The following is a 26,119-nucleotide window of genomic DNA, read 5'->3' on the forward strand; positions in this document are numbered from 1 at the left end:
AAGCCTGTGCGCTGGCGTCAGGTCAAGCCCTCGAACGATCCGTCACGAAGCGCATCAAAGCTTCAAGCGGACCGCGATAGAAGCTCCGACGCCAAACCAGTGCAAATCCGGAGGATGCGACACAGAACCCAACGCCATACCCTAAAATCTGAACCGCGCTCAGGGAACCGTTCAGCAATCCGGCTTCGTCCAGAATACCCATGCCAATCAGAATATGCGCCACATACAGCGTCAGGCTGATGCGTCCCGGTGCTGTTAGGGCTGCAGCAATTCCCAGTCGCTGAATGCGTGGCCAAAGCTTCAGCAGCAACCCGATTACGACGCAGGATGATCCGGTTCCTGCCAGGATATAGAACGGGCCGGGCGGTATCGACGCGGTACCAAGATAAGGGTCCGAGACCAGTATCCTGGGAAACAGGGCCAACACCGCGGCTCCAAATCCCCACATGATCAGGCGGTGTTGAATGCAGATCGTATGCAGTTGCGACCGCCCGATGGCCATGCCGATCAAAAGGAGAGCAGCCCATGGCAACACTGGGTGCCAGCCATTGAAAACAGCGTTGCGCAGAAAGCCGGGCAGGGTCCAAAGGTCGGTGTAGGTCAGCGTGCTCCAATCCCAACCCCGATCATAATCGAAGGTCAGGTGCGCCAGAACAGATAGCCCAACGATCCCAGTGCCCCAAGCCACAAACCGCGTGGAGAGGATGCCAGAAATGCGGCTCCAATCAGGAAATACAACGCGTAGAAATGCAGGATATCGGCGTCAAACACCGTCATGTTGATTAGGCCGAGCACAAACAGAAACGCCGCGCGTCGAAGCACCAAGCTGACCGAGAGCCGGGCCAATCCGATCCCAATGCCTGCTAAAATGACAAACAAGGCCGCCGCGCGCCCTTCTAAAGCGTCTACAACACCAGAGGCCCAATCCTGACCCGGAACGACCTGTGCTGCAATGCGGAAGTTCACCAACACCATGCCGCAATAGGCCAGAAACCTGGCTGCGTCCAAAGCCTCGTATCTTTGCATACTGCCCTCTGATGCGGTCTCGACTGCGGTTTGACACGCCATTGTGGCGCAACTGCGGCTTAAATTCCCAAGCGGGATAAACAAATCGCGAGCGCGGGCAACGGTTCATTTTGGGTTCGGTACACAAGAGGTGACCTGCCCCACCGCCGCAGATAAAGATTGGATTAAACTCGCGAGTTGCGCCTTGAAACGTGGCACGTGATTCACGACTTCAGACGAAACCACGTGCTGCGCAAAGGAGTTGATAATAGTGACTGAGACGACCGATACGAACGCGCGCACAAATTCTGCGCGGTCCGGGTTCGGGCGGCTGAAGCTGTGCCTTGTAGTGGCTTTTCTGTTGGTCGGAATGCTCTATTCAGGCGTGCTTGGGTACATCTATTTCAACCAGCAATCATTGGTTTTCAAACCCGATGGCGAATTGCCGAAACCATCAGAAGTTGGGTTAGCGGACATGGAGGTTGTGTCACTGCCCATGGCTGATGGCACTTTGGTCACAGCATGGTCAGCCCCTGCGGTGCGAGAAGGTGCGCCGACGGTACTGTTCTTTCATGGTCAGAGCGGGAACCTAAGCGACCGATCCGACAGGTTGCGCGAAATTCTCAACAGTGGGTTTGGCCTGTTTGCCCCAAGTTACCGTGGTTTTCCCGGCAGTGCCGGCGAACCTTCAGAGGAGGCGCTGATCGCGGATGCGATTTTGATGTATGACCGGCTAGAGGCCGATGGTGCCTCGGTCATTTTGCATGGTCAAAGCCTAGGGACAGGAATTGCAGCCGCCGTAGCAGCCAAACGCCCGAATGCCCGAATGCTGGTGCTTGAGGCTCCTTACACAGCGACAGTGGACATCGCGGCCGAGCGCTATCCTTTTCTGCCTGTCTTTGCCCTGATGAAGGACCAGTTTAGAACTCGGGACCTGATTGAGAGTGTTAAAGTGCCGACTCTGATCTTCCACGGAACTCTGGATGAGACCATTCCGGTTGCGCACGGTCAGGCTTTGGCCGCACTGGCAGGCGAGACCGTTCAGTTGTTCGTCATCCCGGGCGGAACGCATAACGACCTATGGTCACATGGCCTGTGGGATGAGGTGCAAACAGCCCTGTCGCGGTAGGCCGGATTACAATACCCGACCAGCCACAGCATCCAGTTTAGCCAGCAGGGCCGGGTCGCGTTTTTCAGGCGCGGTCAGGATCGCATATTCCAGCGCCCGGTCACAGCCATGAAGACAAGGCGCACGGTCCGGCCCAAGCAGATCGGGCAACCCCTTGACCAGTGCGCGCCCTTTCTCGGCATTCCCGGTCAGAGTTGCAATGATTGCGGTCACGTCGACTTCGCCATGGTCCGGGTGCCAACTGTCGTAGTCGGTGACCATCGCGATCGAGGCGTAACACAGCTCGGCCTCACGGGCGAGCTTGGCCTCGGGCATGTTGGTCATTCCGATCACGTCGCAGCCCCAGTGTTCGCGGTACATTTTGGATTCCGCCAGCGTCGAGAATTGCGGTCCCTCCATCGCAAGATAGGTTCCGCCCCGGTGTATGTTTATCCCTGCCGCCTTGCCAGCGGTTTCGCATGCATCCGACAGGCGGGGGCACGTTGGATGCGCGACGCTGACATGGGCTACACAGCCAGTACCGAAAAAGCTTTTGTCGCGGGCAAAAGTACGGTCGATGAATTGATCCACGATCACGAAATCACCCGGCGCCATATGCTCGCGAAATGACCCGCAGGCCGAGACCGAGATGACATCGCTCACGCCCAGCCGTTTCAGCGCATCGATATTCGCGCGATATGGAACCTCGGTCGGGGGATGAACGTGGCCGCGCCCGTGGCGCGGCAGGAACGCCATCTCGACCCCGTTCAGTGATCCCGTCAGGATTTGATCTGACGGATCGCCCCATGGTGTTTCAACCGTAACCCATTCAGCGTTCTCTAGCCCGTCAATGTCGTAGATGCCTGATCCGCCGATAACCGCAATCTTGGTCTGGGTCACTTGTTCTCTCCGGGTTCTGGTGCCTGATCCGGGATTTGTGCGCCGCAGTTTTGGGTTTGACAAGGGTCAATACGAGTTACTGCAGCGTCAAAAGGTTACGGGTTTGCGCCTGCTGCTGAAAATCACTCCACGCTGCATCAAATTGCTGCAATGGCCATGTCAGGTCCTGCGCCTGTCCATGTCGGTCACGGAAAACAAAGCGATAAGCGTCTCCGTCCAACATGGCAGCGATGATCTCATCCGCGCTGCTTCCGTCGAAGGTGCAACCAAGGCCGGTCAGGCATCCAGGGCTGCGGGTGCGCCAGACAACGCCGTCGCTGCCGTCAATGCGGAAGCCGGACGGCCAGAACAAGGTGCCGGGTTCTATTCCGAATTCGACCTGAACTCCGGTCGGGGCAGGGGTAATAAAGACGTATTGTGCGCCGAATTTGGGGCGGTACGAGAAGACCTCGGCCCGGCGAATATAGCAGCGCTGCTTCAGCGCGCCGTATTCTTCACGTTCGTCGCAGATCGAGTTCCATACGCCGAACGATTCATAATGGGTCACGCGCCAATTGCTGGCCGTGTCATTGCCCCGCAGGTCCTGTGCGAACGCAGCCATCGGGGCTAGTAGGAAAAGGATCAACCATCGCATGGCCAATAAGTGCGTATCCGTGACGCCCGGTTCAACTCACGACTCTGCGATCGCTCGGTATGCGCTTTTTGCATAGCAGCCTCCCACCTGATGCGGTGGCTCCAAGGTTCGATGACGGGTAGAAAGCCCCTTTCGCGCGCGCACCAACCGACAGGACATCTTATGCCCCGAGCCATGCTGGCAAGCTTTGCCAACCGTATCGCCAAACCCGACCTGCGTTGGGTGCCGGATGAGGGGTTGACCGCCTCGCGCCTGCGGATCGAGCTTTTGTCCGGCCTGACCGTGGCCCTTGCGCTGGTGCCCGAGGCTGTGGCCTTTGCCTTTGTTGCCGGTGTGCATCCGTTGGTGGGGTTGTACGCGGCTTTCATGGTCGGTTTGATCACGGCGCTGATCGGGGGGCGTCCGGGTATGATCTCGGGCGCGACCGGGGCTCTTGCGGTGGTAATGGTGGCGCTGGTGGCAGAACATGGGGTCGAGTACCTGTTTGCGACCGTCGTTCTTATGGGAATTTTGCAGGTTATCGCGGGGGCGATGCATTGGGGTCGGTTCATCCGTCTGGTGCCTCATCCGGTGATGCTGGGCTTTGTGAACGGTCTGGCTATCGTGATCTTTCTGGCGCAGCTGGGCCAGTTCAAGGTGCCCGGCACCATGGAGAACTCCGGCCATGGCATGGGCGGAGGTGAGTGGCTCTCGGGTCTGCAACTCTATACCATGCTGGGGCTGGTCGCGCTGACCATGGCGGTGATCTGGGTTATGCCGCGCATCACGCGGGTTGTTCCGGCCCCACTGGCCGGGATTGTCGTCGTTGCCGCGCTGGTGATCGGCTTTGGCCTGGACGTGCCGCGCGTCGGTGATCTGGCCTCGATCGAAGGTGGCCTGCCGCCCTTCCACATCCCGATGGTGCCGCTGACCTGGGAAACATTTGAAATCATCCTGCCCTACGCCGTCATTCTGGCCGCCATCGGCCTGATTGAATCGCTGCTGACCCTGAATCTTGTGGGTGAGATAACGGGCAAACGCGGCGGTGCATCGCAGGAATGTATCGCGCAGGGCGTTTCCAACGTCGCAACCGGTTTCTTCGGTGGCATGGGTGGCTGTGCGATGATCGGACAGTCGATGATCAACGTGAAATCAGGGGGGCGGACTCGCATCGCCGGGATCGCCGCTGCGCTATTCCTGCTTATCTTCATCCTTTTTGCCTCACCACTGATCGAACAGATTCCTCTGGCTGCACTCGTCGGAGTGATGTTCATGGTGGTGATCGGCACCTTCGCCTGGAATTCGTTTAACATCATGCGAAAAGTGCCTCTGATGGACGCGTTCGTCATTGTGCTGGTGACGGTTGTGACGGTGATGGAGGACCTCGCGGTCGCAGTTGTCGTTGGCGTGATCGTCTCGGCGCTGGCTTACGCATGGAACAACGCAAAACGCATCCACGCGATTACACGTGACTCGGCGACCGAGAAAGGCGCTAAGGTATATGAAATCCAGGGCCCTCTGTTTTTCGGGTCGTCCGACGGGTTTGTCGAACTCTTCGATGTCTTGAACGACCCTGAAACCGTAATTGTGGATTTCGCCGAAAGCCGGGTTGTCGATCAATCAGCACTTCAGGCCATCGAGAACATCGCTGGAAAATACGAAGCCGCAGGCAAACGGGTCATGCTGCGCCACCTGAGCCGCGATTGCCACAAACTGCTGAACAAGGCCGGCCATCTGATGGTCGATAGTGATGATGACCCGGATTATGAAATCGCGGTGGACTACTCTGTCCGCACCGGCATTCTGGGTGGCCACTGAGGCTATAGGGAGGCTCTGCCTCGCGCTCCGGGGTTGTTACAGCCAGATGGATATAGGATCCCTAGCTTCATCTGGCTAAAAATACCTCGGGGGAGACGCCCGCAGGGCGGCGGGGGCAGAGCCCCTTTTTGCGATCAGTCATCGGGACGGTTGAGGGAAAACAGTTCCGTGACCACGGAGTAGTCACGGTACCCTAGCCGTGCCAGCGGCTGGAATGTGGTGACGTCGAATTTACCGTCTTTCAAACAGTCGTCTCTTAAATGCACGCCAGTTACTTCTCCGAAGACAACGCGGTTTGCTTCTCCGGGCAGCTTCACGATCTGGGTCAGCTTGCATTCAAGGGCAGCAGGCGCCCCCTGAATCCTGGCGCAAGGAATGGTTTCACACTCTATTGCAGTCAAACCTGCATGGTCGAATTCATCCACGTGTTTCGGCAATCCCGCAGAACTTGCGTTCATTGCATCCCGATGCGCATGCGCCACGACATTCACACAAAAAACACCTGTGGCTTCGATGTTGGCGATACTGTCTTTGCCACCGTCCTGATCTGGTTTCGTGCCCGTCGTGGCGAACATAACCTGCGGAGGAGTATATGCGACGCCGTTAAAAAACGAATACGGGGCCAGATTGTTCACTCCATCCTTGTCGCGGGACGAGATCCAGCCGATCGGGCGTGGCGTGATGATGGCGTTGAAAGGGTTATGCGGCAGACCGTGGCCGTCTTCGGGGCGATAGAACATATGTACTCCAAGCGTTTGCCCAAGGCCTAACGAAGTGCTAGGGCGAATTCCAGCAAGGAAAAGAGGGCAGGGGTGCAGCAATTCGCGATCAAGCCGGAGGAACCGGACGATTGGTGGGAGGTCGAGGCTTTGTACGACCTGTGTTTCGCGCCGGGGCGCGAGGCATTGTCCTCGTACCGTTTGCGTGATGACGTGCCACCTGTTTCCGGGCTTTCATTGGTCGCACGGGATGGGCAAGGGATTTTGGCAGGAGCGATCCGGTTCTGGCCCGTGCATGTCGGGGGTCATGATGCCCTGCTTTTAGGGCCCGTCGCCGTGCACCCAACACACCAGGGCGAGGGTTTGGGCGGATTCCTCATTCACGAAGGCCTGCAAGCAGGGCGCGAAAAGGGGTGGCAGCGCGTTATGCTGGTTGGTGATGCGCCTTATTACGCAAGGTTCGGGTTCTCACGTTTGGAACACATCAAGATGCCTCCGCCAACCAACCCAGATAGGGTTTTGGGCGCGGAGCTGACTGAAGCGGCATGGTTTGGAGTCACGGGTTCGGTGACCCGATGGTCGCGCTGAGCTATTGAAAATCAGACAACAAGTTCCGATGTTTCTGTCAGGAGGATTTCATGCAGGACATCGCTCTTGTAGAAAAACTAGATACAGAGGCCGAGTTGGATCGGCTTGCCGCGCATTACAAATCTGCAGGGGGTGCTGGCGTCAAACTGCTCAACAGTCTTGGCGGATCGGCTGAAACCTTGCTGGATCAGCTGCCAGACCCGGTCAGGCGGGGGCTGACAGGCGCGACTGAACAGGCACTATGGGCTGCCATGCACGCGGCAGAAGGTTCGCGCCGTGCGGTGCCGGATCAAAAGCCATGGGTAAACACAGCCGTGACCACAGTAATGGGCGCGGCAGGTGGGATAGGCGGTGTGTCGTCCGCATTGATGGAGCTGCCAGCGACCACAACAATGCTGCTTCGTGCGATACAGGGTGCCGCCGCGTATGAGGGGTTCAATCCTTCAGAGGACGGAGTGAAGTTTGATTGTGTTCGCGTTCTTTCGGCTGCCGGGCCACTTTCATACGATGACGGCGCCGATCTGGGCTTTTTCTCGGTCCGCCTGACTCTGACAGGGCCGGCCATGCAAAAGCTGATTGCTGCCGTCGCGCCGAAACTGTCAGTGGTTCTGGGGCAAAAGCTTGCGACGCAATCTATTCCTGTCCTTGGGGCGTTGGCTGGCGGCGGGACGAACTTCGTGTACAGCCGGTATTACCAACAAATCGCCCGGGTCCATTTTGGCTTGCGCCGCCTTGCCGTTGACGCCGACATTCCTCATGATCAGCTTTTACGTAAGCTCTCTGCGCGAATGTAGGATATTGGACAGCGCATTGCTTAACCGTGATGCGACAGCGGTGCCCATACGGTTACCTGCAGCCATAGAGGTATTGATATTGCGCTGATGGGCGGTATCTATTCCGCATCTGAAGTCTGGACGGATCATGATTCAATACGCGTTGAAATGCAGTAACGGTCACAGTTTTGACAGTTGGTTTCAATCGGCTGCAGCTTACGACAAGCTGGCAGCTGCAGGGATGGTGTGCTGTGCTGTTTGTGGTAACAGCGAGGTCGAAAAAGCGATTATGACGCCGCGTGTCCGGCCAGCCCGAACCATTGAGGCGCGCTCGGAACCCTCTGAGTGTTCGGAAAAGTCGGTGGATATGGCGACGCCTACACCGGATGTTGAGCAGGCTCTTGCCGAACTACGTCGCAAGGTCGAAGAGAACTCGGATTATGTCGGCAAGGACTTTGCCAGTGAGGCCCGCAAAATTCATTTGGGTGATGCGCCCGAGCGGGCGATCTATGGCGAGGCCAAACCCGAAGAGGCAAAGGCCCTGATAGATGACGGCGTTCCGGTGGCGCCTTTGCCATTTGTTCCAACGCGAAAGACCAACTGACCCATGCATATTGTGATCACCGGAGCAGGCCGTGGAATCGGACGCACTCTGGCGGATCGTTATCGGGCGCAGGGGCATAATGTGACCGGAACCGCTCGCGATGGCAGTGCCGAGATCGTTTTGGATGTCACAAAGCCTGACCAGCAGCGCGCGATGGCGTCACAGCTTAGAGACACTGCCGTCGATCTGCTGATCTGCAATGCTGGTGTCTATCTGGATAAGTCGGAAAGCATCGCGGGTTACCCAGCCGAAATGTGGGCTCAGACATTTGCGTCCAATGTGACCGGAGTATTTCTGACAGTTCAGGCGCTTTTACCCAATCTGCGCAAGGCTAAGGGGAAAATCGCCATCTTGTCTTCGCAGATGGCCTCGCATACGCGGGCGCCGGGTGGCAGCTATATTTACCGCTCTTCAAAGGCGGCTGTGTTAAATTTGGGTCGTAACCTGTCAACGGACCTTCGTCATGACGGCATTGCTGTTGGAATCTATCATCCGGGTTGGGTTCAGACAGATATGGGCGGGCCCGCAGCTGAGATCACCGTAGATCAGGCCGTGGATGGCCTGATAGATCGGTTCAAAGACCTGTCTTTGGAAAATACGGGCTGCTTTGATACCTTTGACGGCCAAGCGCATGCTTACTGAGCGGTCAGGGCAGCCGTCGGGATCTCATAAACTTCGCCGGGATCGACGAAGATCACCATGACATTGCCTTGCGTCTCATAGCTAAGGCGCGCGGCTGAATTTGTTGAATCCGGCACGCCATCGGTGAAATAGATGTTGCGGACCTCGCCGTTGCCCATTCCAACAGCCAAAGTTATTTGCCCATCGTCATGGCGGCGCAGCTCGGCATTGCAGCTGCGCAGCGGCTCTCCGGCATTTGTTGCGCAAGGGACAGTTCCCAAAGCATTTTTCCCGTCTGTTCCTGCCAGTGTTGAAACCTGGGCCAGCGCTGGTGTGGACAATAGAGCAAAGACAAGAGCAAAACGGGGCATGTTGGATTTCCTGAAATAACGGATGAGAGCAAGCTGACACCGCTAGGAGCGGTTGTAAAGCGACCGTACGACGCGACCGAACAGGTTTTGAACACTTGCCCTTAACGCCCCCCTGACTTAAGACGCACGGGATCTGAATTCCAAGGCGCGGAGACGACTGCCCCCATGCCCTTACTCGTGATGAAATTCGGCGGCACATCCGTCGCCAACCTGGACCGTATCCGCCGTGCGGCCAAGCGTATCGGCGTTGAAGTGGCAAAAGGCTATGACGTAATCGTCATCGTCTCGGCCATGTCCGGCAAAACCAACGAGCTGGTGGGCTGGGTGAACGAAACCTCTCCGTTGTTCGATGCGCGCGAATATGATGCTGTTGTGTCCTCGGGCGAGAATGTGACCGCTGGTCTGATGGCGTTGACGCTGCAAGAAATGGATATCCCTGCGCGCAGTTGGCAGGGCTGGCAGGTGCCGCTGATGACCACCAGCGCCCACAGCCAGGCCCGAATTGAGGAAATCCCGACCGACAATCTGAATCAGAAGTTCGGCGAAGGCATGCGGGTTGCCGTGGTCGCCGGGTTCCAGGGCATCAGCCCCGAGGGTCGTATCACCACGCTGGGCCGCGGCGGTTCGGACACGACGGCGGTGGCCTTTGCCGCAGCTTTTGGTGCCGAGCGGTGCGACATCTATACGGATGTGGACGGCGTCTATACCACCGACCCGCGAATCTGTGAAAAGGCGCGCAAGCTGGACAAGATTTCGTTCGAGGAAATGCTCGAACTGGCCTCGCTGGGGGCCAAGGTTCTGCAGACCCGCTCGGTCGAGCTGGCGATGCGCTACAAGGTGAAACTGCGCGTTCTCTCAAGTTTCGAAGAACAATCCGACGAGGCCGGCACGCTGGTCGTCGATGAGGAGGATATCATGGAATCCAATGTTGTGGCCGGTGTGGCCTATTCCCGCGACGAAGCCAAGATGACCGTCGTGTCCGTGGCCGACCGCCCCGGCATCGCCTCGATCATCTTCACCGCGCTTAGCGATGAAGGCGTGAATGTGGACATGATCGTTCAGAACATCTCGGACGAGGGGCGCACGGACATGACCTTTTCCTGCCCCACCGATCAGGTGGCACGCGCTGAAAAAGCCCTGTTGGCGATCAAGGATGCTGGTGAGCTGAACTACGCCGAATTGGTCGCTGACGAAGACGTCTGTAAGGTTTCGGTGGTTGGCATCGGCATGCGGTCACAATCGGGTGTTGCAGCCAAGATGTTCAAAATTCTCTCGGATGAGGGGATCAACATTAAGGTCATCACAACTTCCGAGATCAAAATTTCCGTGCTTGTGGACAGGAAATACATGGAACTTGCGGTTCAGGCACTGCATGATGCCTTTGAATTGGACAAGGCGGCCTGAGCGTTTCAGCCAAGGGTCTTGCCTGACGCACTAATTTGGGTGGGCCATGGCGGACGGTACCGAAACAGAATCTCGTAAGCTGCTGGGGCGGCTGCGCGAAGAGATGGCGAGCGAGGCCGCCGGTCAGGAACGTCTTGACCGGATCACCAGCCTGATTGCGGATAGCATCAGGGCCGAGGTGTGCTCGATTTACCTGTTCCGCGATGAAGACACGCTTGAACTGTGCGCGACCGAGGGGCTGGCACCCGAAGCCGTTCACCAGACCCGGATGCGCATGGGCGAGGGGCTGGTTGGGCGGGTCGCCAAATCCGGCCAGATCGTCAATACGGCGGATGCACCTTCAGCCAAGGGCTTTCGGTATATGCCCGAGACGGGCGAGGAGCGGTTTTCGTCTTTCCTTGGTGTCCCGATTCAGCGCCTGGGCGAAAAGCTGGGCGTTTTGGTGGTTCAGTCGCGGGACGCGCGGGAATACTCAGCCGATGAGGTCTACGCGCTGGAAGTGGTGGCCATGGTTCTGGCCGAAATGGCCGAGCTTGGCGCCTTTGTGGGCGAAGGCGCGGCCTTGTCGCCCCGTCATCAGCAATCTGTACAGTTGACCGGAGGGCCGGCGCAGGAAGGATCTGCCGAGGGTCATGTCTGGTTGCATGAGCCTCGTGTCGTTGTCACCAACCCGATCGCCGAAGATCCACACCGCGAACGTGAACGCCTGATCGAAGCGGTGGATGAATTGCGGGTGGGCGTCGATAAGATGCTCGAGATTTCCAAGGATGGCGATACCGAGCAGTTGCAGGTTTTGGAAGCCTATCGGATGTTTGCCAATTCCAAAGGCTGGATGCGCCGGATGGAGGAAGACATCGCGCGTGGCCTCAGCGCCGAGGCCGCCGTGGAGAAAGAGCAGTCTCAGGCCCGCGCTCGCATGGGCCAAGTGACAGACCCTTATTTGCGCGAACGGCTGGCCGATCTGGATGACCTGTCGAACCGTCTGCTGCGTATTCTGACGGGGCAGGGCAATACAAATGGCACAGATCTGCCCCCTGATCCTATCCTGATTGCGCGCAATATCGGCCCCGGCGATCTGTTGGAATATGGCCGGTCACTTAAGGGTATCGTGCTTGAGGAAGGCTCGGTCGGCAGTCACGCCACCATCGTCGCCCGCGCGCTGGCGATTCCGCTTGTGGTGCATGTGGGCCGCATCACGACCGAGGCGCTGAATGGGGATCATATCCTGGTCGACGGCGACAACGGCACCGTGCATCTGCGCCCCGAAGATACGGTGGTCTCGGCCTTCCGCGATAAGATCGCGATGCAGGCGAAGGCGCAGGAACGCTATGCCTCGATCCGCGAAACCCCGTGCGTAACCCGCGATGGTGAGCGGATCAATCTGGTGATGAACGCGGGACTGATGGCCGATTTGCCGTCGTTGAACAATTCCGGGGCCGAGGGTGTGGGCCTGTTCCGGACCGAGCTGCAATTCCTGATCCGCACGCAGATGCCCAAACGATCCGAATTAGTTACGCAATATCAGCGCGTACTGGATGCGGCGGGCGAAAAGCGGGTCGTGTTCCGAACGTTGGATATCGGTTCGGACAAGGTGTTGCCCTATATGAAACACGTGGCCGAGCCCAATCCTGCGCTGGGTTGGCGCGCGATCCGAGTGGGGTTGGACAAGCGCGGCGTGATGCGCATGCAGTTGCAAGCGCTGCTGCGCGCCGCCAACGGCCGCCCGTTGTCGATCATGTTCCCCTTCGTTGCACAGGCGGATGAGTTCCGCGAAGCCCGTTGGGAGGTCAACAAAACCATCGAACGCGAAAAGCGTCTGGGTCACGTCCTGCCGGAAAAGATCGAAGTAGGGGCGATGCTGGAAACGCCTTCGTTGGCTTTTGCGCCGCAGAAATTTTTTGACGAGGTGGACTTCGTCTCGATCGGTGGCAACGACCTGAAACAGTTCTTCTTCGCCGCTGACCGCGAAAACGAGCTGGTGCGCCGCCGCTATGATACTCTGAACGTCAGTTTCCTCAGCTTCATCGAGCGTATCGTCGAGCGCTGCAATATCTCGAACACGCCACTTTCGTTTTGCGGTGAGGATGCTGGTCGCCCGGTCGAGGCTTTGTGCCTGGCCGCTATGGGCATCAGGTCACTGTCGATGCGCCCGGCCTCGATTGGTCCAGTCAAAAGCGTGTTGTTGCGCGCCGATCTGCAATCGCTGCGCAAGATTATCGCGGATGCCCGGCACCGTGGTGAACAATCCGTGCGACCAGCAGTGATGGAATGGCTACGTAATCAGGGGTGATCGCAGCGCCGCAGGGGGCATAATTCAAATCTGGTGTTGATTTTAACGCCGGTTTTGACTAGTTCCACGGTAAATGTTAGCGATAACATGTCTGGCGATGCCATTGAATCTGAAGGAGCCCGTTGATGGTTTCACGCGTTATTCCCGTTAACCCCTTTGATCTGGTGCTTTTTGGCGCGACCGGGGATTTGGCGCAGCGCAAGATTCTGCCCGGACTTTATCATCGATTCGAGGTTGGCCAGATGCCGCCTGACGCACGGGTGATTGGTACAGCGCGGTCTGACATGGACAGTGACGGGTTCCGCGAGCAGCTTCGAGCGTCGATGCAGGAATTCGCACCCGGGTTCAAAAAGGATGTCCTGGATCGATTTTTGGCACAGGTCGAATATGTGCCGGTGGACGCTTTGGGTGATGCGGGGTGGTCGGATCTGGCCAAGACCTTGCGCCCCGATGTGGTGCGCGCGTTCTACCTGTCCGTCGGGCCCAGCTTGTTTTCCGGGATTGCACAACGCTTGAACGATCACGGACTTGCGACGCCGGACAGCCGTATCGTGGTCGAGAAGCCGTTTGGGCATGATTTGGCCTCGGCCAAGGCGCTGAACGAAGGGTTGCGGGCTTGCTTTGAAGAGCATCAGATTTATCGGATCGATCACTATCTGGGCAAGGAAACCGTGCAGAACCTGATGGCTTTGCGTTTCGCCAATTCCCTTTTCGAGCCGCTGTGGAATGCCACCCATGTCGACCACGTCCAGATCACCGTGGCCGAAACCGTGGGGGTCGAGGGGCGGGGGGCCTACTACGATCATTCTGGTGCAATGCGGGACATGGTCCAGAACCATCTGGTTCAGTTGTTGTGTCTGACCGCGATGGAGCCACCCTCGAAATTCGCGCCCAACGCGGTGCGCGACGAGAAGGTCAAGGTGATCGAGGCGCTGGAACCGGTCGAGCCCAAAGACATCGCCCGCGGTCAGTACCGCGCCTCGGATGGTAAAAACGGCTATGTCGATCATGTGGGCGATCCGGCCAGCCGCACCGAAAGCTATATCGCGTTGAAGGTTCATATCGGCAACTGGCGCTGGGCCGGCGTGCCGTTTTACCTGCGCACGGGCAAACGCCTGCGCGCGCGCGAGTCCGAGATTGCGGTGTTCTTTCGCGACCCGCCGCATACGATTTTCCCGAATGTTGGCCCTCTGCACGGCAACGTGCTGGTGATCCGTCTGCAACCGGACGAAGGCATCACCCTGCGCACCACGATCAAAGACCCGGGTCCGGGTGGGTTCCGTTTGTCCGACGTGGCGCTGGACATGAGCTTTGCCGAGGCGCTGGGCGCGGATGCACGGGCGCAGGACGCCTATGAACGGCTTGTCATGGACGTCATTCGCGGCGACCAGACCCTGTTCATGCGTGGGGACGAGGCCGAGGCCGCCTGGGCTTGGGTTGATCCCATTATTCAGGGTTGGGAGGACCGCGGCGACCAGCCTGCACGGTATGATCAGGGCAGTTCCGGACCCGAAGAAGCCTTGATGCTAATGCATCGCGACGGGCGCCGTTGGCGTCAGATCGGAGGATAAACATGGTTCATTCTGTAATCACCGACGTCACTCAACGTATCATTGACCGCAGCGCCGATCTGCGCGGCCCTCACTTGGAACGGATGGAACAGGCCAAGTCCAAAGGCCCGGCCCGCGCGCACCTGTCCTGTAGCGGTCAGGCCCACGCCTATGCGGGCGCGGGCGAAGACCAACAATCAATGGCCACCGGAACAGCGGGCAATCTAGGGATCGTCACCGCTTACAATGACATGCTCTCGGCGCACCAGCCGTTCGAGCGTTACCCGGCCCTGATCCGCGATGCGATCCGCGCAGCGGGTGGTACGGCGCAGGTCGCGGGCGGCGTTCCCGCCATGTGCGATGGCGTCACGCAGGGTGAGGCGGGGATGGAGCTGTCGCTGTTCTCGCGCGATGTGATTGCGCTGGCCACCGGCGTGGCACTCAGCCACAACACCTATGACGCTGCTGTTTTCCTGGGCGTCTGCGACAAGATCGTCCCCGGCCTGATCATCGGGGCGCAGGCGTTTGGCCATCTTCCCGCTGTTTTCCTGCCCGCAGGTCCCATGACCAGCGGTCTGCCGAATGATGAAAAGGCCAAGGTCCGCCAAAAATTCGCGACCGGAGAAGTCGGCCGCGATGAGCTGATGAAAGCCGAAATGGCCGCCTATCACGGCCCCGGCACCTGCACCTTTTATGGCACCGCCAACACCAACCAGATGCTGATGGAGTTCATGGGCCTGCACCTGCCGGGCTCCAGCTTCGTCAATCCCAACACACCCCTGCGCGATGCCCTGACCGAGGAAGGCGCGCGCCGCGCCCTGTCTCTCAGCGCGCTGGGCAATCACTATACGCCCGTGTGCCAGATCCTCGACGAACGCGCTTTTGTGAACGGGATTGTCGGCCTGATGGCCACAGGGGGTTCTACCAACCTGCTGATCCACCTGATCGCCATGGCCCGCGCGGGCGGGATCGTGCTGGACTGGCAGGATTTCTCTGACATTTCCGCCGTGGTGCCTTTGGTCGCGCGGGTCTATCCGAACGGTTTGGCTGATGTGAACCATTTCCACGCCGCAGGCGGGCTTGGCTATTGCATCGGCACTTTGTTGGAGGACGGCCTGCTGCACCCCGATACGCTGACGGTCGCAGGGCAGGGGCTGCACAATTACACCAAAGAACCCAAGCTGAAAGATGGCGAGTTGGTCTGGGAAGAAGGCGCGGGCCAAAGTCTGAACGAAAAAATTCTCCGTCCGGCCAGCGACCCGTTCCAACCCACCGGTGGCCTGTCACGCCTGACGGGCAATCTGGGAACGGGCGTCATGAAAGTCTCGGCCGTTGCCCCCGAACATCAGGTGGTCGAGGCACCGGTCCGCGTGTTCCACGACCAAGACGAGGTGAAAGCCGCGTTCAAGGCTGGAGAGTTCACTGGCGATGTCATCGTAGTCGTCCGCTTTCAAGGGCCAAAGGCCAACGGAATGCCTGAACTTCATTCTCTGACGCCCATGCTGTCGATCCTGCAGGGCCGAGGCCACAAGGTCGCGCTTGTCACAGATGGTCGCATGTCGGGCGCATCCGGCAAGGTCCCCGCTGCGATCCATGTGGTTCCCGAGGCGCTGGACGGTGGCCCCATCGCCTGCCTGCAAGACGGCGATATCCTGCACGTTGATGCGGTAAAAGGCGATTTGGAAATCCTGACGATCGGCGTGTTGAACCGCCCGCCCGCCACCGCCGACCTCAGCGCCAATCAGCACGGCGTGGGGCGCGACCTGTTCGGAGCCTTCCGCCAGAATGTCGGGTCCGCTGACACTGGCGCCAGCATTTTCGGAGTGTAAAACATGTCCAAAACCCAACGCACCCGCGAGATTTGCGCATTGGCCCCGATCGTGCCGGTTCTGGTCGTCGATGACGCTGCTCAAGCACGGCCTCTGGCCGAGGCGCTTGTCGCAGGTGGCCTCCCCGCGCTGGAGGTCACATTGCGCACCCCCTCGGCGCTCAGTGCGATCCGCGCCATGGCGCAGGTGCCGGGCGGTGTGGTCGGCGCAGGCACGCTGATCACCCCCGAAGACGTCCGCGCCGCGAAAGAGGCAGGTGCTCAATTCGGTGTCTCACCGGGCGCAACCGATGCTTTGATCGCAGCGTGTGAGGCCGAGGGCTTGCCGTTACTCCCCGGCGCTGCCACTGCGTCCGAGGCGATGCGTCTGCTGGAACAGGGCTACGACATGCTTAAATTCTTCCCGGCCGAAGCGTCCGGGGGCGCCCCGGCGCTTAAGGCTATTGGCGCGCCCCTTCCGCAAATCACATTCTGCCCGACAGGTGGCGTGTCTCCGTCAAATGCACGCGATTACCTGTCCTTGTCGAATGTTGCCTGCGCAGGCGGTAGCTGGGTCGCGCCCAAACAAATGGTCATGGATGGCGACTGGACCGGCATCGAAAAACTTGCACGTGAAGCGTCGCAGCTGATGGATTGACGCCGCGCCGGACGTCACTAAATTGGGCGTCAATTCAGACAGGTTGACCCCATGACAAACCACATCTCTCTCGCGCAGGGGCGCGAGTATCTGGCCATTCCTGGCCCCTCAGTAATGCCCGACGCAGTGTTGCAAGCGATGCATCGGCCTTCGCCCAATATCTACGATGGCGAACTGATCGAGATGATGCCCACCCTGACCGCCGACCTTAAACGTGTGGCCCGAACCGACCACCATGTGGCGATTTACATCGCCAACGGTCACGGCACGTGGGAGGCAGCCTTGTCCAACGTGATCGCCCCCGGCGAAACGGTGCTGGCCCCTGCGTCGGGTCGGTTCACCTATGGCTGGGCAGAAATGGCCGAAGGGATCGGGGCCACGGCGCAGGTAATCAATTTCGGTACATCCTCGGGGTGGGACTTCGACCTGATTGCCGAGGCCCTCGGCGCCGACAAAGCGCATGAGATCAAGGCCGTACTGGCGGTGCATGTGGATACGTCGAGCTCGATCCGCAATGATATCCCGGCTCTGCGGGCCCTTTTGGATAACCTGAACCACCCGGCGCTGCTGATGGCAGATTGCATCGCATCGCTGGGCTGCGACAGGTTCGAGATGGACGCCTGGGGTGTCGATGTCATGGTCACCGCCTGCCAGAAAGGGCTGATGACCCCGGCTGGCATCGGTTTTGTCTATTTCAATGAAAAAGCCGCTGCCAAACGCGCCACAATGCCCCGCGTTTCACAATACTGGGACTGGATACCCCGCACTCAACCCGAACTGTTCTACCAGTATTTCAATGGCACCGCGCCGACGCATCATTTGTATGGGCTGAGGGCTGCGCTCGACCTGATCCACGCCGAAGGGATTGAACATGTCTGGGCCCGCCACGAACGTCTCGCCACAGCTATTTGGGCGGCCTGCGAGACATGGGCCGATGGTGGAGCCCTCCACCTCAACGTCGCCGACCGTACCGACCGCAGCCATGCCGTCACCGCGCTGCGCCTGACCGACGGGCAGGGAACCCCGCTGCGTCAGTTCACCGAAACCCAACTTGGCCTCACCCTTGGAATCGGGTTGGGGATGGAGGATTGGGACGGCTGTTTCCGCCTTGGCCATATGGGTCACGTAAATGGCCAAATGGTGATGGCGATGCTTGGCGGGATGGAAACGGCCATGGCAGCCCTCAACATACCTCGCGGCACAAGCGCGCTGGAGGCCGCTGCCGCGATCTTGGCCGCGTGAACAGAGGGTCCGCTCTTCATCTGGCCAAAAATATCTTCGGGGGGAATCGCGCATCGGCGCGATGGGGGGCAGACAGCCCCCCCTATGCGATCAGCCGCCCCGCGCTACAGCCAATGCCTCTGGCAGCGCGGCTGCAAACAAATCCAGATCAGAAACCGCACCACAGCTGACCCGAATGCAACGGTTCTGGGGCGCCACAAATGGCATCCTAACAAAAATACCCCGAGCGACCAGTGCCTCCAGCACAGCCTTGGCAAAAGCCCCGTCCCGGCCACAATCGATTGCCACGAAATTCGTGGCCGAAGGCAAGGCTTCCAACCCATTGTCCCGCGCGATCTGTCCAATCCGATCGCGCGCGTCGGTGATCTTCGCCTGAACCCGCTCCAACCATTCGGCATCCTGCAGTGCCGCCAGCGCACCGGCTTGCGCCGCGCGATTCATCCCGAAATGGTTGCGAACCTTGTTGAACGCCGAAATTAAACCGGGCGCAGCAATCGCATATCCCACCCGCGCACCCGCCATGCCATAGACTTTGGAAAACGTGCGCATTCGGATCACCCTAGGATCACCGGCATCAATCGGCGCAGCAGTACCTTCTGGCGCGCATTCTACGTAGGCTTCATCCAGCACCAATAAGCATCCTGCGGGAAGTTTCTCCATTGCAGAAACGATGTCTGCGCCCATGTGCCAACTGCCCATCGGGTTGTCTGGATTGGCCAAACAAACCAACTTGGCGTCAACCTCTGCCGCCTTTGCAAACGACGCGTCAAGGTCTTCATGGTCACCACGATAGGGTACCTTGTGAAGGATCCCTCCGAACCCGGCCACGTGATAGTTAAAAGTCGGATACGCCCCGTCCGAGGTCACCACCGCATCGCCGTGACCAACGAACAAGCGCACAAGATATCCAAGAAGACCGTCAATTCCTTCCCCCACTACGATATTCTCAGGCGCGACGCCGTGATGGTCGGCCAAGGCGTTACGCAGATCATAGTTCTCGGGATCGCCATACATCCAGATGCCAGTGTCGGCCATCGCTTCGATCGCCCGTGGTGAGGGGCCGAAAACGCTTTCATTCGCACCCAATCGGGCCACAAATGGTGCGGCCTGCTGCCGCTCCTGCGTTTCGGGGCCGACGAACGGCACTGTGGCAGGCAAAGACAGAGCAAGAGGAGTGTATCGAGGTTGGGTCATGTGGGCAGATAAACGTAAGGTCACCCGTCAGGCAAGCTTGTGTTCCAAACCGTCGCCGCGCAGTCTGCTTGCAAGGCAGCGGGAGGAACATTCATGCGCATCGTATTCGGCCTGATTCTGATCGGGCTTGCCTATCTGGTATTCTGGCCGGTTGATGTTGATCCCGTTGCATGGGAGCCCCCAAAAGCCCCGGAATTTTCCGGCGAATTCGCGGAAAATAACGCGCTGGACAAGCTGGAGCTGATCCGCCTGCCCGAAGATGCAGAGGGCCCTGAAGACCTTGCAATCACGGCAGATGGGGCGATCTACACGACTTCGTTGTCCGGTGCGCTGTACCGCATTGATGGAAACACGCCTGAAAAAGTGGATGAACTTGGCGGTCGCCCGCTGGGGCTGAAGGCCGGACCGGATGGGGCGCTTTACATTGCCGACAGTTTCCGTGGTCTGATGCGCTGGACCGGCCCCGGTACGCTGGAAACGCTGGTTTCCGATATTGCGGGTGCGCCGGTGATTTATGCCAATCAGCTGGATGTGGCGCAGGACGGCACGGTCTATTTCTCGAATTCTTCCGATCGGTTCGACCCCGAGACAATGGGCGGCACCAAGCCAACCTCGGTACTGACCATCTGGGAGCAGTCGGATACAGGCTATGTGGCCCGACGCGATCCTGACGGCAGCACCGAGAAAGTGACTGAGGGGTTTGTCTATACCAACGGGGTTGCCCTGTCCCCGGACGAAGACTTTCTGCTGATCGCCGAAACCGGTCGCGCGCGCGTCCACAAGCTGTGGCTACAGGGTCCGAAATCCGGCCAGCGCGAGGTTCTGTTGGATAACCTGCCGGGCTATCCGGACAATATCGAGGCGCAGGGCGACGGGACCTACTGGATGGCGTTCGCCAGCCCGCGCGTGCCAACCGAGGCGCTTATGCCTTATCCATTTCTTCGCAAGGTGATCTGGCGACTTGGGCCAATGGTAAGGCCGGCACCGATTCACAGGGGAATGCTGATTCAGTTCGACGGTGAAGGAAACATCCTTCAGAACCTACAAGATCCGGGGGGGCGGCTGGGCATCACGACCGGTGGCCGGGTCGTGGGGGAGGATTTTTATGTCATGACGCTGGATTCGCCGTGGTTCGGTCGGATGTCTGCGTCAGACCTGCCCCCACGTTGATCTGGAACTTGACGAGCCTTCGGGGCATTGTTGTGCAAACCTGAATTGAGAGGCCTGCATGTCACGCGTATCCGTCGAATACAAAGATCATATCGCCCACGTCACGCTGACACGCGGCGACAAGATGAACGCGCTGGATGATGCGATGATCAAAGCCATCCTGAACGCGGGTCAGGAAGTGGCCGCCTCGGACGCGAGGGCGGTAGTCCTGTCGGGTGAAGGCAAAAGCTTTTGCGCTGGGTTGGACATGGCCAGTTTTGCCAAGATGGCGCATATGGATCCGTCGGAATGGTTGATGACACGCAGCCATGAAGACGCGAATGAGATGCAGGAACTCGCTTTGATCTGGCGGCGTTTGCCTATGCCGGTGATCTGTGCGGTCCAGGGCGTGGCCTATGGTGGTGGTTTGCAGATCGCGCTGGGCGCAGATATCCGGATTGCCCATCCCGACACCAAACTGGCAGTGATGGAGATGAAATGGGGCATTATTCCCGACATGGGGGGGATGGTGTTGCTGCCCAAACTGGTGCGCACGGATGTGCTGCGCCTGCTGACCTATACTGCGCGACCCATCGGCGCGGCGCAGGCGGAGGAATGGGGACTGGTAACCAAGCTTTCAGATGACCCGCTGACCGAAGCGATTGCGCTGGCTGAAAACATCGCCGGGCAAAGCCCCTCAGCCGTGCGCGCCGCAAAGCGCCTGATCGACTTGGCCGAAACTCAACCACGTGCCGAGGTGCTTTTGGCCGAATCCTCAGAACAGGTGGAGTTGATCGGCAAGCCTGAGCAGATGGAGGTCATCGCAGCCCAGATGCAAGGCCGCAAGCCGGTCTTCAAGTGATCACCGCATGAAGGCGCGTCGCGCATCGCGGGCCATGTTATAGCGCATTTCCAGATCTGCGATGCGCGCCATCGCCCGCTTGCGGGCCTTCGGATCGGTCAGCTTGGCATAGTCCTTGCGGGCGGTATCGAGGTCTTTCTTGATCGCAAATTCCTGGGGCAGAACACCCGCCTGTGCCATAATCCTGTGACCAGCTGCGATGGCTGGATCGCACTGCGCATCGGACGAACGATCAGGCAGAGGTTTGCCTTCCCCCTCAAGGCCCTTCAATTGCCCTTCGGCTTGCGCCTTCCTGATCTGGCGTTCAATGAGTTTTCCAAACGATCCAAACATGGGCTGATAATAGGTCAGAGTAAGGCAAAGCGCTAGCGGATGCGGTTCGACACCAGATAGGCGAGCCCCCCGGCCAGCAAGCCCCAAACCGCTGCCCCCAGACCAAAGACCGAGATACCCGAGGCCGTGATCGCAAAGGTCAGAATAGCGGCCTCGCGCTCGGTCGGAACCTCCAATGCGGCGGCGGTGGCGTTGGCCAGCACTCCGATCAGCGCAATTCCGGTCAGGGTGCCCATCAGCAGCGGATCGGCGTGTAAGGCAAAGCCGGTTATGGCCACAGCGAACACGCCGAAGATGCAATAGAACACGCCCGCCATCACTGCCGACCAATAGCGTTGGGCCGGGTCGGGGTGACTGTCCTCGTTCGAACACATTGCAGCGGTGATCGCAGCCAGACAGGTGGCCGGAGCGCCAAACGGCGCCGACAGGATGCTGGACGCGCCAACGGACGAAAACAACCGACCCGATGCGGGGTCATAGCCAAAGCTGCGCATCACCGCGATACCGGGGATGTTCTGGGTGGCCATGGTGACGATGAACAGCGGGATGCCGATCCCGATGACCGAGGCCAGCGAGACTGTGGGCATTGTCCACACCGGGGCCGACACCCATTGCGCTGGCGCCACCGATGCCTCACCCGCGTTCAGGATGACCATGATCGCTGCGGCCACCACAGCTGCCGGCACGGCAAACAGGCGGTTGATCCGACCGGCGATGAACCATGTCAGGATCACGGGCAGCGCCTGCCAGGGCAACTCGACAGCGGCTTTGAATGGGACGATACACAACGGCAGCAACACGCCGCCCAGCATCGCCTGCGCCAGTGTTGTGGGGATCGCGGCGGCGAGCCGGCCCAAGGGTCTCCAAAGCCCTGCCAGTACCGTCAACGCGCCTGCACACAGGAAGGCCCCCGTGGCCTCGGCAAATCCGGCGGCGGGCATGGCGGATACGGCCAGCAGCGCAGCGCCCGGCGTGGACCAGGCTACGCTGATCGGCTGCCGGTACCACAGGCTTAACCCGATTGCCGTCAGCCCCATCGCAATCGCCGCCATCATCAAACCGGACGCGGATTGCGCCGCCGATGCCCCCATCGCGGCCAGCCCTTGCAGCACGATTGGGAAGGAACTGAAAAAGCCGACAATCGCGACGACCAACCCGGTCGAGACGGTCTGGAGCGGAGGGGCTGCGCGTGTCATCTGGGCCTCGGGCGTTGTCATGTGCCAGAGCTAACAAGCCTTTGAACCACGCGGCAAGCCCTTTGATGGCAAAAGAAAACCCCGCCAAAGGGGCGGGGTCTGCTTTAGTGTATATGCCTGAAGATCAGGCGATCTCGGCCAGACGGGCCAGCGCCTCGTTCAGCTTTGCCTCTTCTTCCTCGCGGGCGGCTAGGTTGGCTTTGGCTTCCTCAACCACCTCTTCCGGGGCCGAGGCCACGAATTTGGGGTTGTTCAGACGCCCGCGCAGGCCGCCCAACTCCTTGGCCAGTTTACCCTTGGCTTTCTCCAGCCGTTCCTTTTCGGCACCAATGTCGATGATATCGGCCAACGGTAGGCCGAAAGAGGCCCCGGGAGCGGCGATCGAGATGGTGCCTTTGGGCAGTTCATCGGCCTTGGTCAGGCTGTCGATCCGGGCCAGACGCTTGATCAACGCCTCGTTGCGGTCCCATGCGGCTTGGCCATGGGCGTCGATTTCCGTCACCAGCATCGGCACGTAAAGCCCTGCCGGAACCCGCATCTGGGCACGGGCCGAGCGGGTGTTTTCGATCACCGAGATCACCCAGTTCATTTCTCGATCCGCTTCCGCGTCGACCAGTTCGGCTCCATAGGTCGGCCAGTCGGCGTGGACGACCATTTTCGCGCGGTCGGCGGTCAGCCCCCAGAGTTCCTCGGTGATGAACGGCATGATCGGGTGCAGCAGGACCATGCACTGATCCAAAACCCAGCGCATGGTGGCGCGGGTTTCGGCCTGCGCCTCGGCGTCGTCGCCTTGCAGCAGGGGTTTCGACAGCTCCACGTACCAGTCGCAGACCTTGCCCCAGACAAAGGCATAAAGCCCGTTCGCGGCGTCGTTGAAGCGGTAGCTTTCCAGTGCCGCGTCAACCTCGGCCCGCACGCGGGCGGTTTCGCCGATGATCCAGCGGTTCACGGCGGCTTTGGGTTTCAGGTCGGCCACGTCCAGTTGCGGGACGGTGTCGGTGAAGACCTCGTTCATCTCGGCAAAGCGGACGGCGTTCCACAGCTTGGTGCCGAAGTTGCGATAGCCGGTGATGCGGTCGCGGGACAGTTTCAGGACGCCGCCGATGGCCGCCATCGAGGCGTTGGTGAAGCGCAGCGCGTCGGCACCGAATTCGTCCACGATCTCTAGCGGGTCGATGACGTTGCCGGTGGTCTTGGACATTTTCTTGCCCTTCTCGTCGCGGACGAGCGAGTGCAGGTAGACGGTGTGAAACGGGATTTCGTTCACCACGGCTAGTTGCATCATCATCATACGGGCGACCCAGAAAAACAGGATATCCGCGCCGGTGATCAGAACGTCGGTGGGGAAGTAGCGCTCCAATTCCTCGGTTTGCTCGGGCCAGCCGAGCGTGCCGATCGGCCAGAGGCCGGAGGAGAACCACGTGTCGAGGACGTCGGGGTCGCGCCACACCGGATAGACCAGCTTGGTCGGGTCTTGTTCGACCGCGTAATGGGCAAGGCTTTCAGCGAACTGATGGATCGCTTCATGCTTGTCTGCGACTTCGATGACCGTCGCGTGGCTCAAAGGGCTAGGAATGTCAGCGTTATCGTCGAGGAATTTTTCAGTGACGGCCTCAAGGCTTGCAGCACATTCCATGACATTGCCACGATGCAGCATGCCGCCTTCGTTCAGCAAACGGCCCAATTCGACCAGATCAAGGTTGCCGTCGTTTTCGTCATCCTTGAAGTTCTCGGCCGACAGATCGAGCCCATACCAAACCGGAATCTGATGCCCCCACCACAGCTGGCGCGAGATGCACCAGGGCTCAATGTTTTCCAGCCAGTGGTAATAGGTCTTTTCGCCCGATTCAGGGATGATCTTGACCGTGCCGTCCTTGACCGCATCCAGCGCGGGGCCGACGACTTTTTCGGCGTCCACGAACCACTGATCGGTGAACATCGGCTCGATCACCACTTTTGAGCGGTCACCGAAGGGCTGCATGATCGGTTTACTTTCGACCAGCGGCACCAGCGTCGCCGGGTCGCCATCCTCGCCCAGCTTGGTGCCCAGACGCGGGTCATCCGCGCGGGTCATCACGGCCAGACCGTCGGCAGTGATTTCCTCGACGACCTTCGCCCGCGCCTCAAACCGGTCGAGGCCGCGCAGGTGATCGGGGATCAGGTTGATCGCGTCGATCTCGTTCTCGGTGAATTCGCGACCACGCGCGTATTCCTGTGCCTTGTCGGCCTCATCGGCATAAGGCGCGCCATCGGCCCGCATCGCGCCTTTGGTGTCCATCAGGCGGTACATCGGAATGCCGCCGCGCTTGGCAACCATGTTGTCGTTGAAGTCATGCGCGCCGGTGATCTTTACCGCGCCCGAGCCGAAATCGGGATCGGGATACTCATCGGTGATGATCGGAATCTGGCGGCGATGTTCTTTCGGGCCAACCGGGATTTCGCAGAGTTTCCCGATGATTGGGGCGTAACGCTCATCCGACGGATGAACCGCAACCGCGCCGTCTCCCAGCATGGTTTCGGGGCGGGTCGTGGCGATCGAGATATAGTCGCGCTCTTCCTCAAGCACGACGTTCCCATCCTCGTCCTTTTCGACATAGGTATAGGTCTCGCCCCCGGCCAGCGGGTATTTGAAGTGCCACATGTGGCCGGGCGTTTCGATATTCTCGACTTCCAAATCCGAGATCGCAGTCTCGAAATGCGGGTCCCAGTTGACCAGCCGTTTGCCGCGATAGATCAGGCCCTTTTCGTACATATCGACGAAAACCTTGATCACCGCGTCGTGAAAATTCGCAGAATTTTCGTGGCCGGTACGCGGATCACGCGGCGCGCCCGCCATGGTGAAGGCGTTGCGCGACCAGTCGCAGCTGGAGCCCAGCCGTTTCAGCTGTTCGATGATCGTGCCGCCATATTCGCCTTTCCATTCCCAGACCTTGTCCAGAAACGCCTCGCGCCCCAGCTCACGACGTCCCGGCTGCTGGGTGGCGGCCAGCATCTTTTCCACCTGCATCTGCGTGGCGATGCCGGCGTGGTCCTGACCAGGCTGCCACAGCGTGTCGAACCCGCGCATCCGGTGCCAGCGGGTCAGGATGTCTTGCAGGGTGTTGTTGAACGCGTGGCCCACGTGCAAAGCGCCCGTCACGTTGGGCGGCGGGATCATGATGGTAAAACTTTCGTCGCGCGAGCGGTTCGCGCCTGCCTTGAAGGCTCCGGCCTGTTCCCAGGCCTTGTAAATGCGGGCCTCGGCCTCGGCCGCGTTGAATGTCTTTTCCATCGCCATGGGTTGCGTCCTGCGTCATCAATCTCGGGTCAGCGAT

General features: G+C 59.5%; 24 protein-coding genes. 14 read left to right on the forward strand and 10 right to left on the reverse strand.

Translation table 11 applies throughout. The features are described from left to right. Positions 1–22: 22 nt before the first annotated feature. Positions 23–688 (reverse strand): DUF418 domain-containing protein, encoded by a 666-nt coding sequence (locus tag AC2FNR_RS08445; RefSeq protein ID WP_496848714.1) that lies wholly within the window; start codon positions 686–688, stop codon positions 23–25. Beyond that, the gene (locus tag AC2FNR_RS08450) at positions 640–1,026 is read right to left on the reverse strand and encodes a heparan-alpha-glucosaminide N-acetyltransferase domain-containing protein (RefSeq protein ID WP_496848715.1); all 387 of its coding nucleotides are present in this window, start codon (positions 1,024–1,026) and stop codon (positions 640–642) included. Before AC2FNR_RS08450 ends, AC2FNR_RS08445 begins: the two co-directional genes overlap by 49 nt. Before the next feature lie 250 nt (positions 1,027–1,276). Here AC2FNR_RS08450 and AC2FNR_RS08455 point away from each other — a divergent pair, with 250 nt between their 5' ends. Continuing rightward, positions 1,277–2,134 carry an alpha/beta hydrolase gene (locus tag AC2FNR_RS08455; RefSeq protein WP_496848716.1) on the forward strand — a complete coding sequence of 286 codons (858 nt, stop codon included), beginning with the start codon at positions 1,277–1,279 and terminating at the stop codon, positions 2,132–2,134. A gap of 6 nt (positions 2,135–2,140) precedes the next feature. Here AC2FNR_RS08455 and AC2FNR_RS08460 read toward each other — a convergent pair whose 3' ends face one another. Together AC2FNR_RS08460 and AC2FNR_RS08465 are read right to left on the reverse strand one after the other, a co-directional pair. Then, the gene (locus tag AC2FNR_RS08460; protein WP_496848717.1) at positions 2,141–3,013 is read right to left on the reverse strand and encodes an S-methyl-5'-thioadenosine phosphorylase; all 873 of its coding nucleotides are present in this window, start codon (positions 3,011–3,013) and stop codon (positions 2,141–2,143) included. 76 nt (positions 3,014–3,089) lie between these two features. Next, the gene (locus AC2FNR_RS08465) at positions 3,090–3,647 is read right to left on the reverse strand and encodes a hypothetical protein (RefSeq protein ID WP_496848718.1); all 558 of its coding nucleotides are present in this window, start codon (positions 3,645–3,647) and stop codon (positions 3,090–3,092) included. 162 nt (positions 3,648–3,809) lie between these two features. Here AC2FNR_RS08465 and AC2FNR_RS08470 point away from each other — a divergent pair, with 162 nt between their 5' ends. After that, positions 3,810–5,444 carry a SulP family inorganic anion transporter gene (locus AC2FNR_RS08470; protein ID WP_496848719.1) on the forward strand — a complete coding sequence of 545 codons (1,635 nt, stop codon included), beginning with the start codon at positions 3,810–3,812 and terminating at the stop codon, positions 5,442–5,444. Positions 5,445–5,578: 134 nt separating this feature from the next. Here AC2FNR_RS08470 and AC2FNR_RS08475 read toward each other — a convergent pair whose 3' ends face one another. Next, a complete protein-coding gene (locus tag AC2FNR_RS08475) occupies positions 5,579–6,184 on the reverse strand; it encodes a flavin reductase family protein (protein WP_496848720.1) in 606 nt (201 codons plus the stop codon). Between the two features lie 72 nt (positions 6,185–6,256). Between AC2FNR_RS08475 and AC2FNR_RS08480 the strand changes: the two genes are divergently transcribed. The 4 genes from AC2FNR_RS08480 (at position 6,257) to AC2FNR_RS08495 (ending at position 8,770) form a co-directional block, all read left to right on the forward strand. Then, complete coding sequence (locus AC2FNR_RS08480; protein ID WP_170354968.1) at positions 6,257–6,751, forward strand: GNAT family N-acetyltransferase; 495 nt, start codon at positions 6,257–6,259, stop codon at positions 6,749–6,751. A gap of 50 nt (positions 6,752–6,801) precedes the next feature. Beyond that, on the forward strand, positions 6,802–7,545 hold the full coding sequence (locus AC2FNR_RS08485) for an EcsC family protein (RefSeq protein WP_170753797.1): 744 nt from the start codon (positions 6,802–6,804) through the stop codon (positions 7,543–7,545). A gap of 127 nt (positions 7,546–7,672) precedes the next feature. Further along, positions 7,673–8,128 (forward strand): DUF1178 family protein, encoded by a 456-nt coding sequence (locus AC2FNR_RS08490; RefSeq protein WP_480866140.1) that lies wholly within the window; start codon positions 7,673–7,675, stop codon positions 8,126–8,128. Between the two features lie 3 nt (positions 8,129–8,131). Then, positions 8,132–8,770 (forward strand): SDR family NAD(P)-dependent oxidoreductase, encoded by a 639-nt coding sequence (locus tag AC2FNR_RS08495; RefSeq protein ID WP_480866138.1) that lies wholly within the window; start codon positions 8,132–8,134, stop codon positions 8,768–8,770. On the opposite strand, the gene AC2FNR_RS08500 is transcribed toward AC2FNR_RS08495, so the two are convergent. Beyond that, positions 8,764–9,120 carry a hypothetical protein gene (locus AC2FNR_RS08500; protein ID WP_496848722.1) on the reverse strand — a complete coding sequence of 119 codons (357 nt, stop codon included), beginning with the start codon at positions 9,118–9,120 and terminating at the stop codon, positions 8,764–8,766. The genes AC2FNR_RS08495 and AC2FNR_RS08500 overlap by 7 nt on opposite strands. A gap of 165 nt (positions 9,121–9,285) precedes the next feature. On the opposite strand from AC2FNR_RS08500, the gene AC2FNR_RS08505 reads away from it, so the two are divergent. The 6 genes from AC2FNR_RS08505 (at position 9,286) to AC2FNR_RS08530 (ending at position 18,071) form a co-directional block, all read left to right on the forward strand. Next, positions 9,286–10,524, forward strand: a complete 1,239-nt coding sequence (locus AC2FNR_RS08505; RefSeq protein WP_170354973.1) for an aspartate kinase — start codon at positions 9,286–9,288, stop codon at positions 10,522–10,524. A gap of 46 nt (positions 10,525–10,570) precedes the next feature. Continuing rightward, positions 10,571–12,814 carry a phosphoenolpyruvate--protein phosphotransferase gene (gene ptsP / locus AC2FNR_RS08510; protein WP_480866135.1) on the forward strand — a complete coding sequence of 748 codons (2,244 nt, stop codon included), beginning with the start codon at positions 10,571–10,573 and terminating at the stop codon, positions 12,812–12,814. Between the two features lie 125 nt (positions 12,815–12,939). Then, positions 12,940–14,385, forward strand: coding sequence for a glucose-6-phosphate dehydrogenase (gene zwf / locus AC2FNR_RS08515; RefSeq protein WP_496848724.1), 1,446 nt, complete (start codon positions 12,940–12,942; stop codon positions 14,383–14,385). Positions 14,386–14,387: 2 nt separating this feature from the next. Further along, positions 14,388–16,193: a phosphogluconate dehydratase gene (edd, locus tag AC2FNR_RS08520; RefSeq protein ID WP_496848726.1), complete on the forward strand. Its 1,806-nt coding sequence runs from the start codon at positions 14,388–14,390 to the stop codon at positions 16,191–16,193. Positions 16,194–16,196: 3 nt separating this feature from the next. Beyond that, a complete protein-coding gene (locus tag AC2FNR_RS08525) occupies positions 16,197–16,829 on the forward strand; it encodes a bifunctional 4-hydroxy-2-oxoglutarate aldolase/2-dehydro-3-deoxy-phosphogluconate aldolase (RefSeq protein WP_170753812.1) in 633 nt (210 codons plus the stop codon). Between the two features lie 51 nt (positions 16,830–16,880). Beyond that, positions 16,881–18,071, forward strand: a complete 1,191-nt coding sequence (locus tag AC2FNR_RS08530) for a pyridoxal-phosphate-dependent aminotransferase family protein (RefSeq protein ID WP_496848727.1) — start codon at positions 16,881–16,883, stop codon at positions 18,069–18,071. A 90-nt stretch (positions 18,072–18,161) separates the two neighbouring features. On the opposite strand, the gene AC2FNR_RS08535 is transcribed toward AC2FNR_RS08530, so the two are convergent. Further along, the gene (locus AC2FNR_RS08535) at positions 18,162–19,265 is read right to left on the reverse strand and encodes a pyridoxal phosphate-dependent aminotransferase (RefSeq protein ID WP_496848729.1); all 1,104 of its coding nucleotides are present in this window, start codon (positions 19,263–19,265) and stop codon (positions 18,162–18,164) included. A 93-nt stretch (positions 19,266–19,358) separates the two neighbouring features. Between AC2FNR_RS08535 and AC2FNR_RS08540 the strand changes: the two genes are divergently transcribed. Both AC2FNR_RS08540 and AC2FNR_RS08545 read left to right on the forward strand, forming a co-directional pair. Beyond that, positions 19,359–20,435 carry an SMP-30/gluconolactonase/LRE family protein gene (locus AC2FNR_RS08540; protein ID WP_496848730.1) on the forward strand — a complete coding sequence of 359 codons (1,077 nt, stop codon included), beginning with the start codon at positions 19,359–19,361 and terminating at the stop codon, positions 20,433–20,435. Positions 20,436–20,493: 58 nt separating this feature from the next. After that, positions 20,494–21,276 (forward strand): crotonase/enoyl-CoA hydratase family protein, encoded by a 783-nt coding sequence (locus tag AC2FNR_RS08545; protein WP_170354981.1) that lies wholly within the window; start codon positions 20,494–20,496, stop codon positions 21,274–21,276. Here the strand turns inward: AC2FNR_RS08545 and AC2FNR_RS08550 are convergent, their stop codons facing one another. The 3 genes from AC2FNR_RS08550 to AC2FNR_RS08560 form a co-directional block, all read right to left on the reverse strand. Further along, entirely contained in the window at positions 21,277–21,609 is a 333-nt protein-coding gene (locus AC2FNR_RS08550) for a DnaJ family domain-containing protein (RefSeq protein WP_496848732.1), read from the reverse strand. A 32-nt stretch (positions 21,610–21,641) separates the two neighbouring features. Further along, positions 21,642–22,805 carry a benzoate/H(+) symporter BenE family transporter gene (locus AC2FNR_RS08555; protein WP_496848733.1) on the reverse strand — a complete coding sequence of 388 codons (1,164 nt, stop codon included), beginning with the start codon at positions 22,803–22,805 and terminating at the stop codon, positions 21,642–21,644. A 124-nt stretch (positions 22,806–22,929) separates the two neighbouring features. Continuing rightward, on the reverse strand, positions 22,930–26,082 hold the full coding sequence (locus AC2FNR_RS08560) for a valine--tRNA ligase (protein WP_496848734.1): 3,153 nt from the start codon (positions 26,080–26,082) through the stop codon (positions 22,930–22,932). Positions 26,083–26,119 lie beyond the last annotated feature (37 nt).

Source organism: Ruegeria sp. SATB045, from assembly GCF_059613525.1.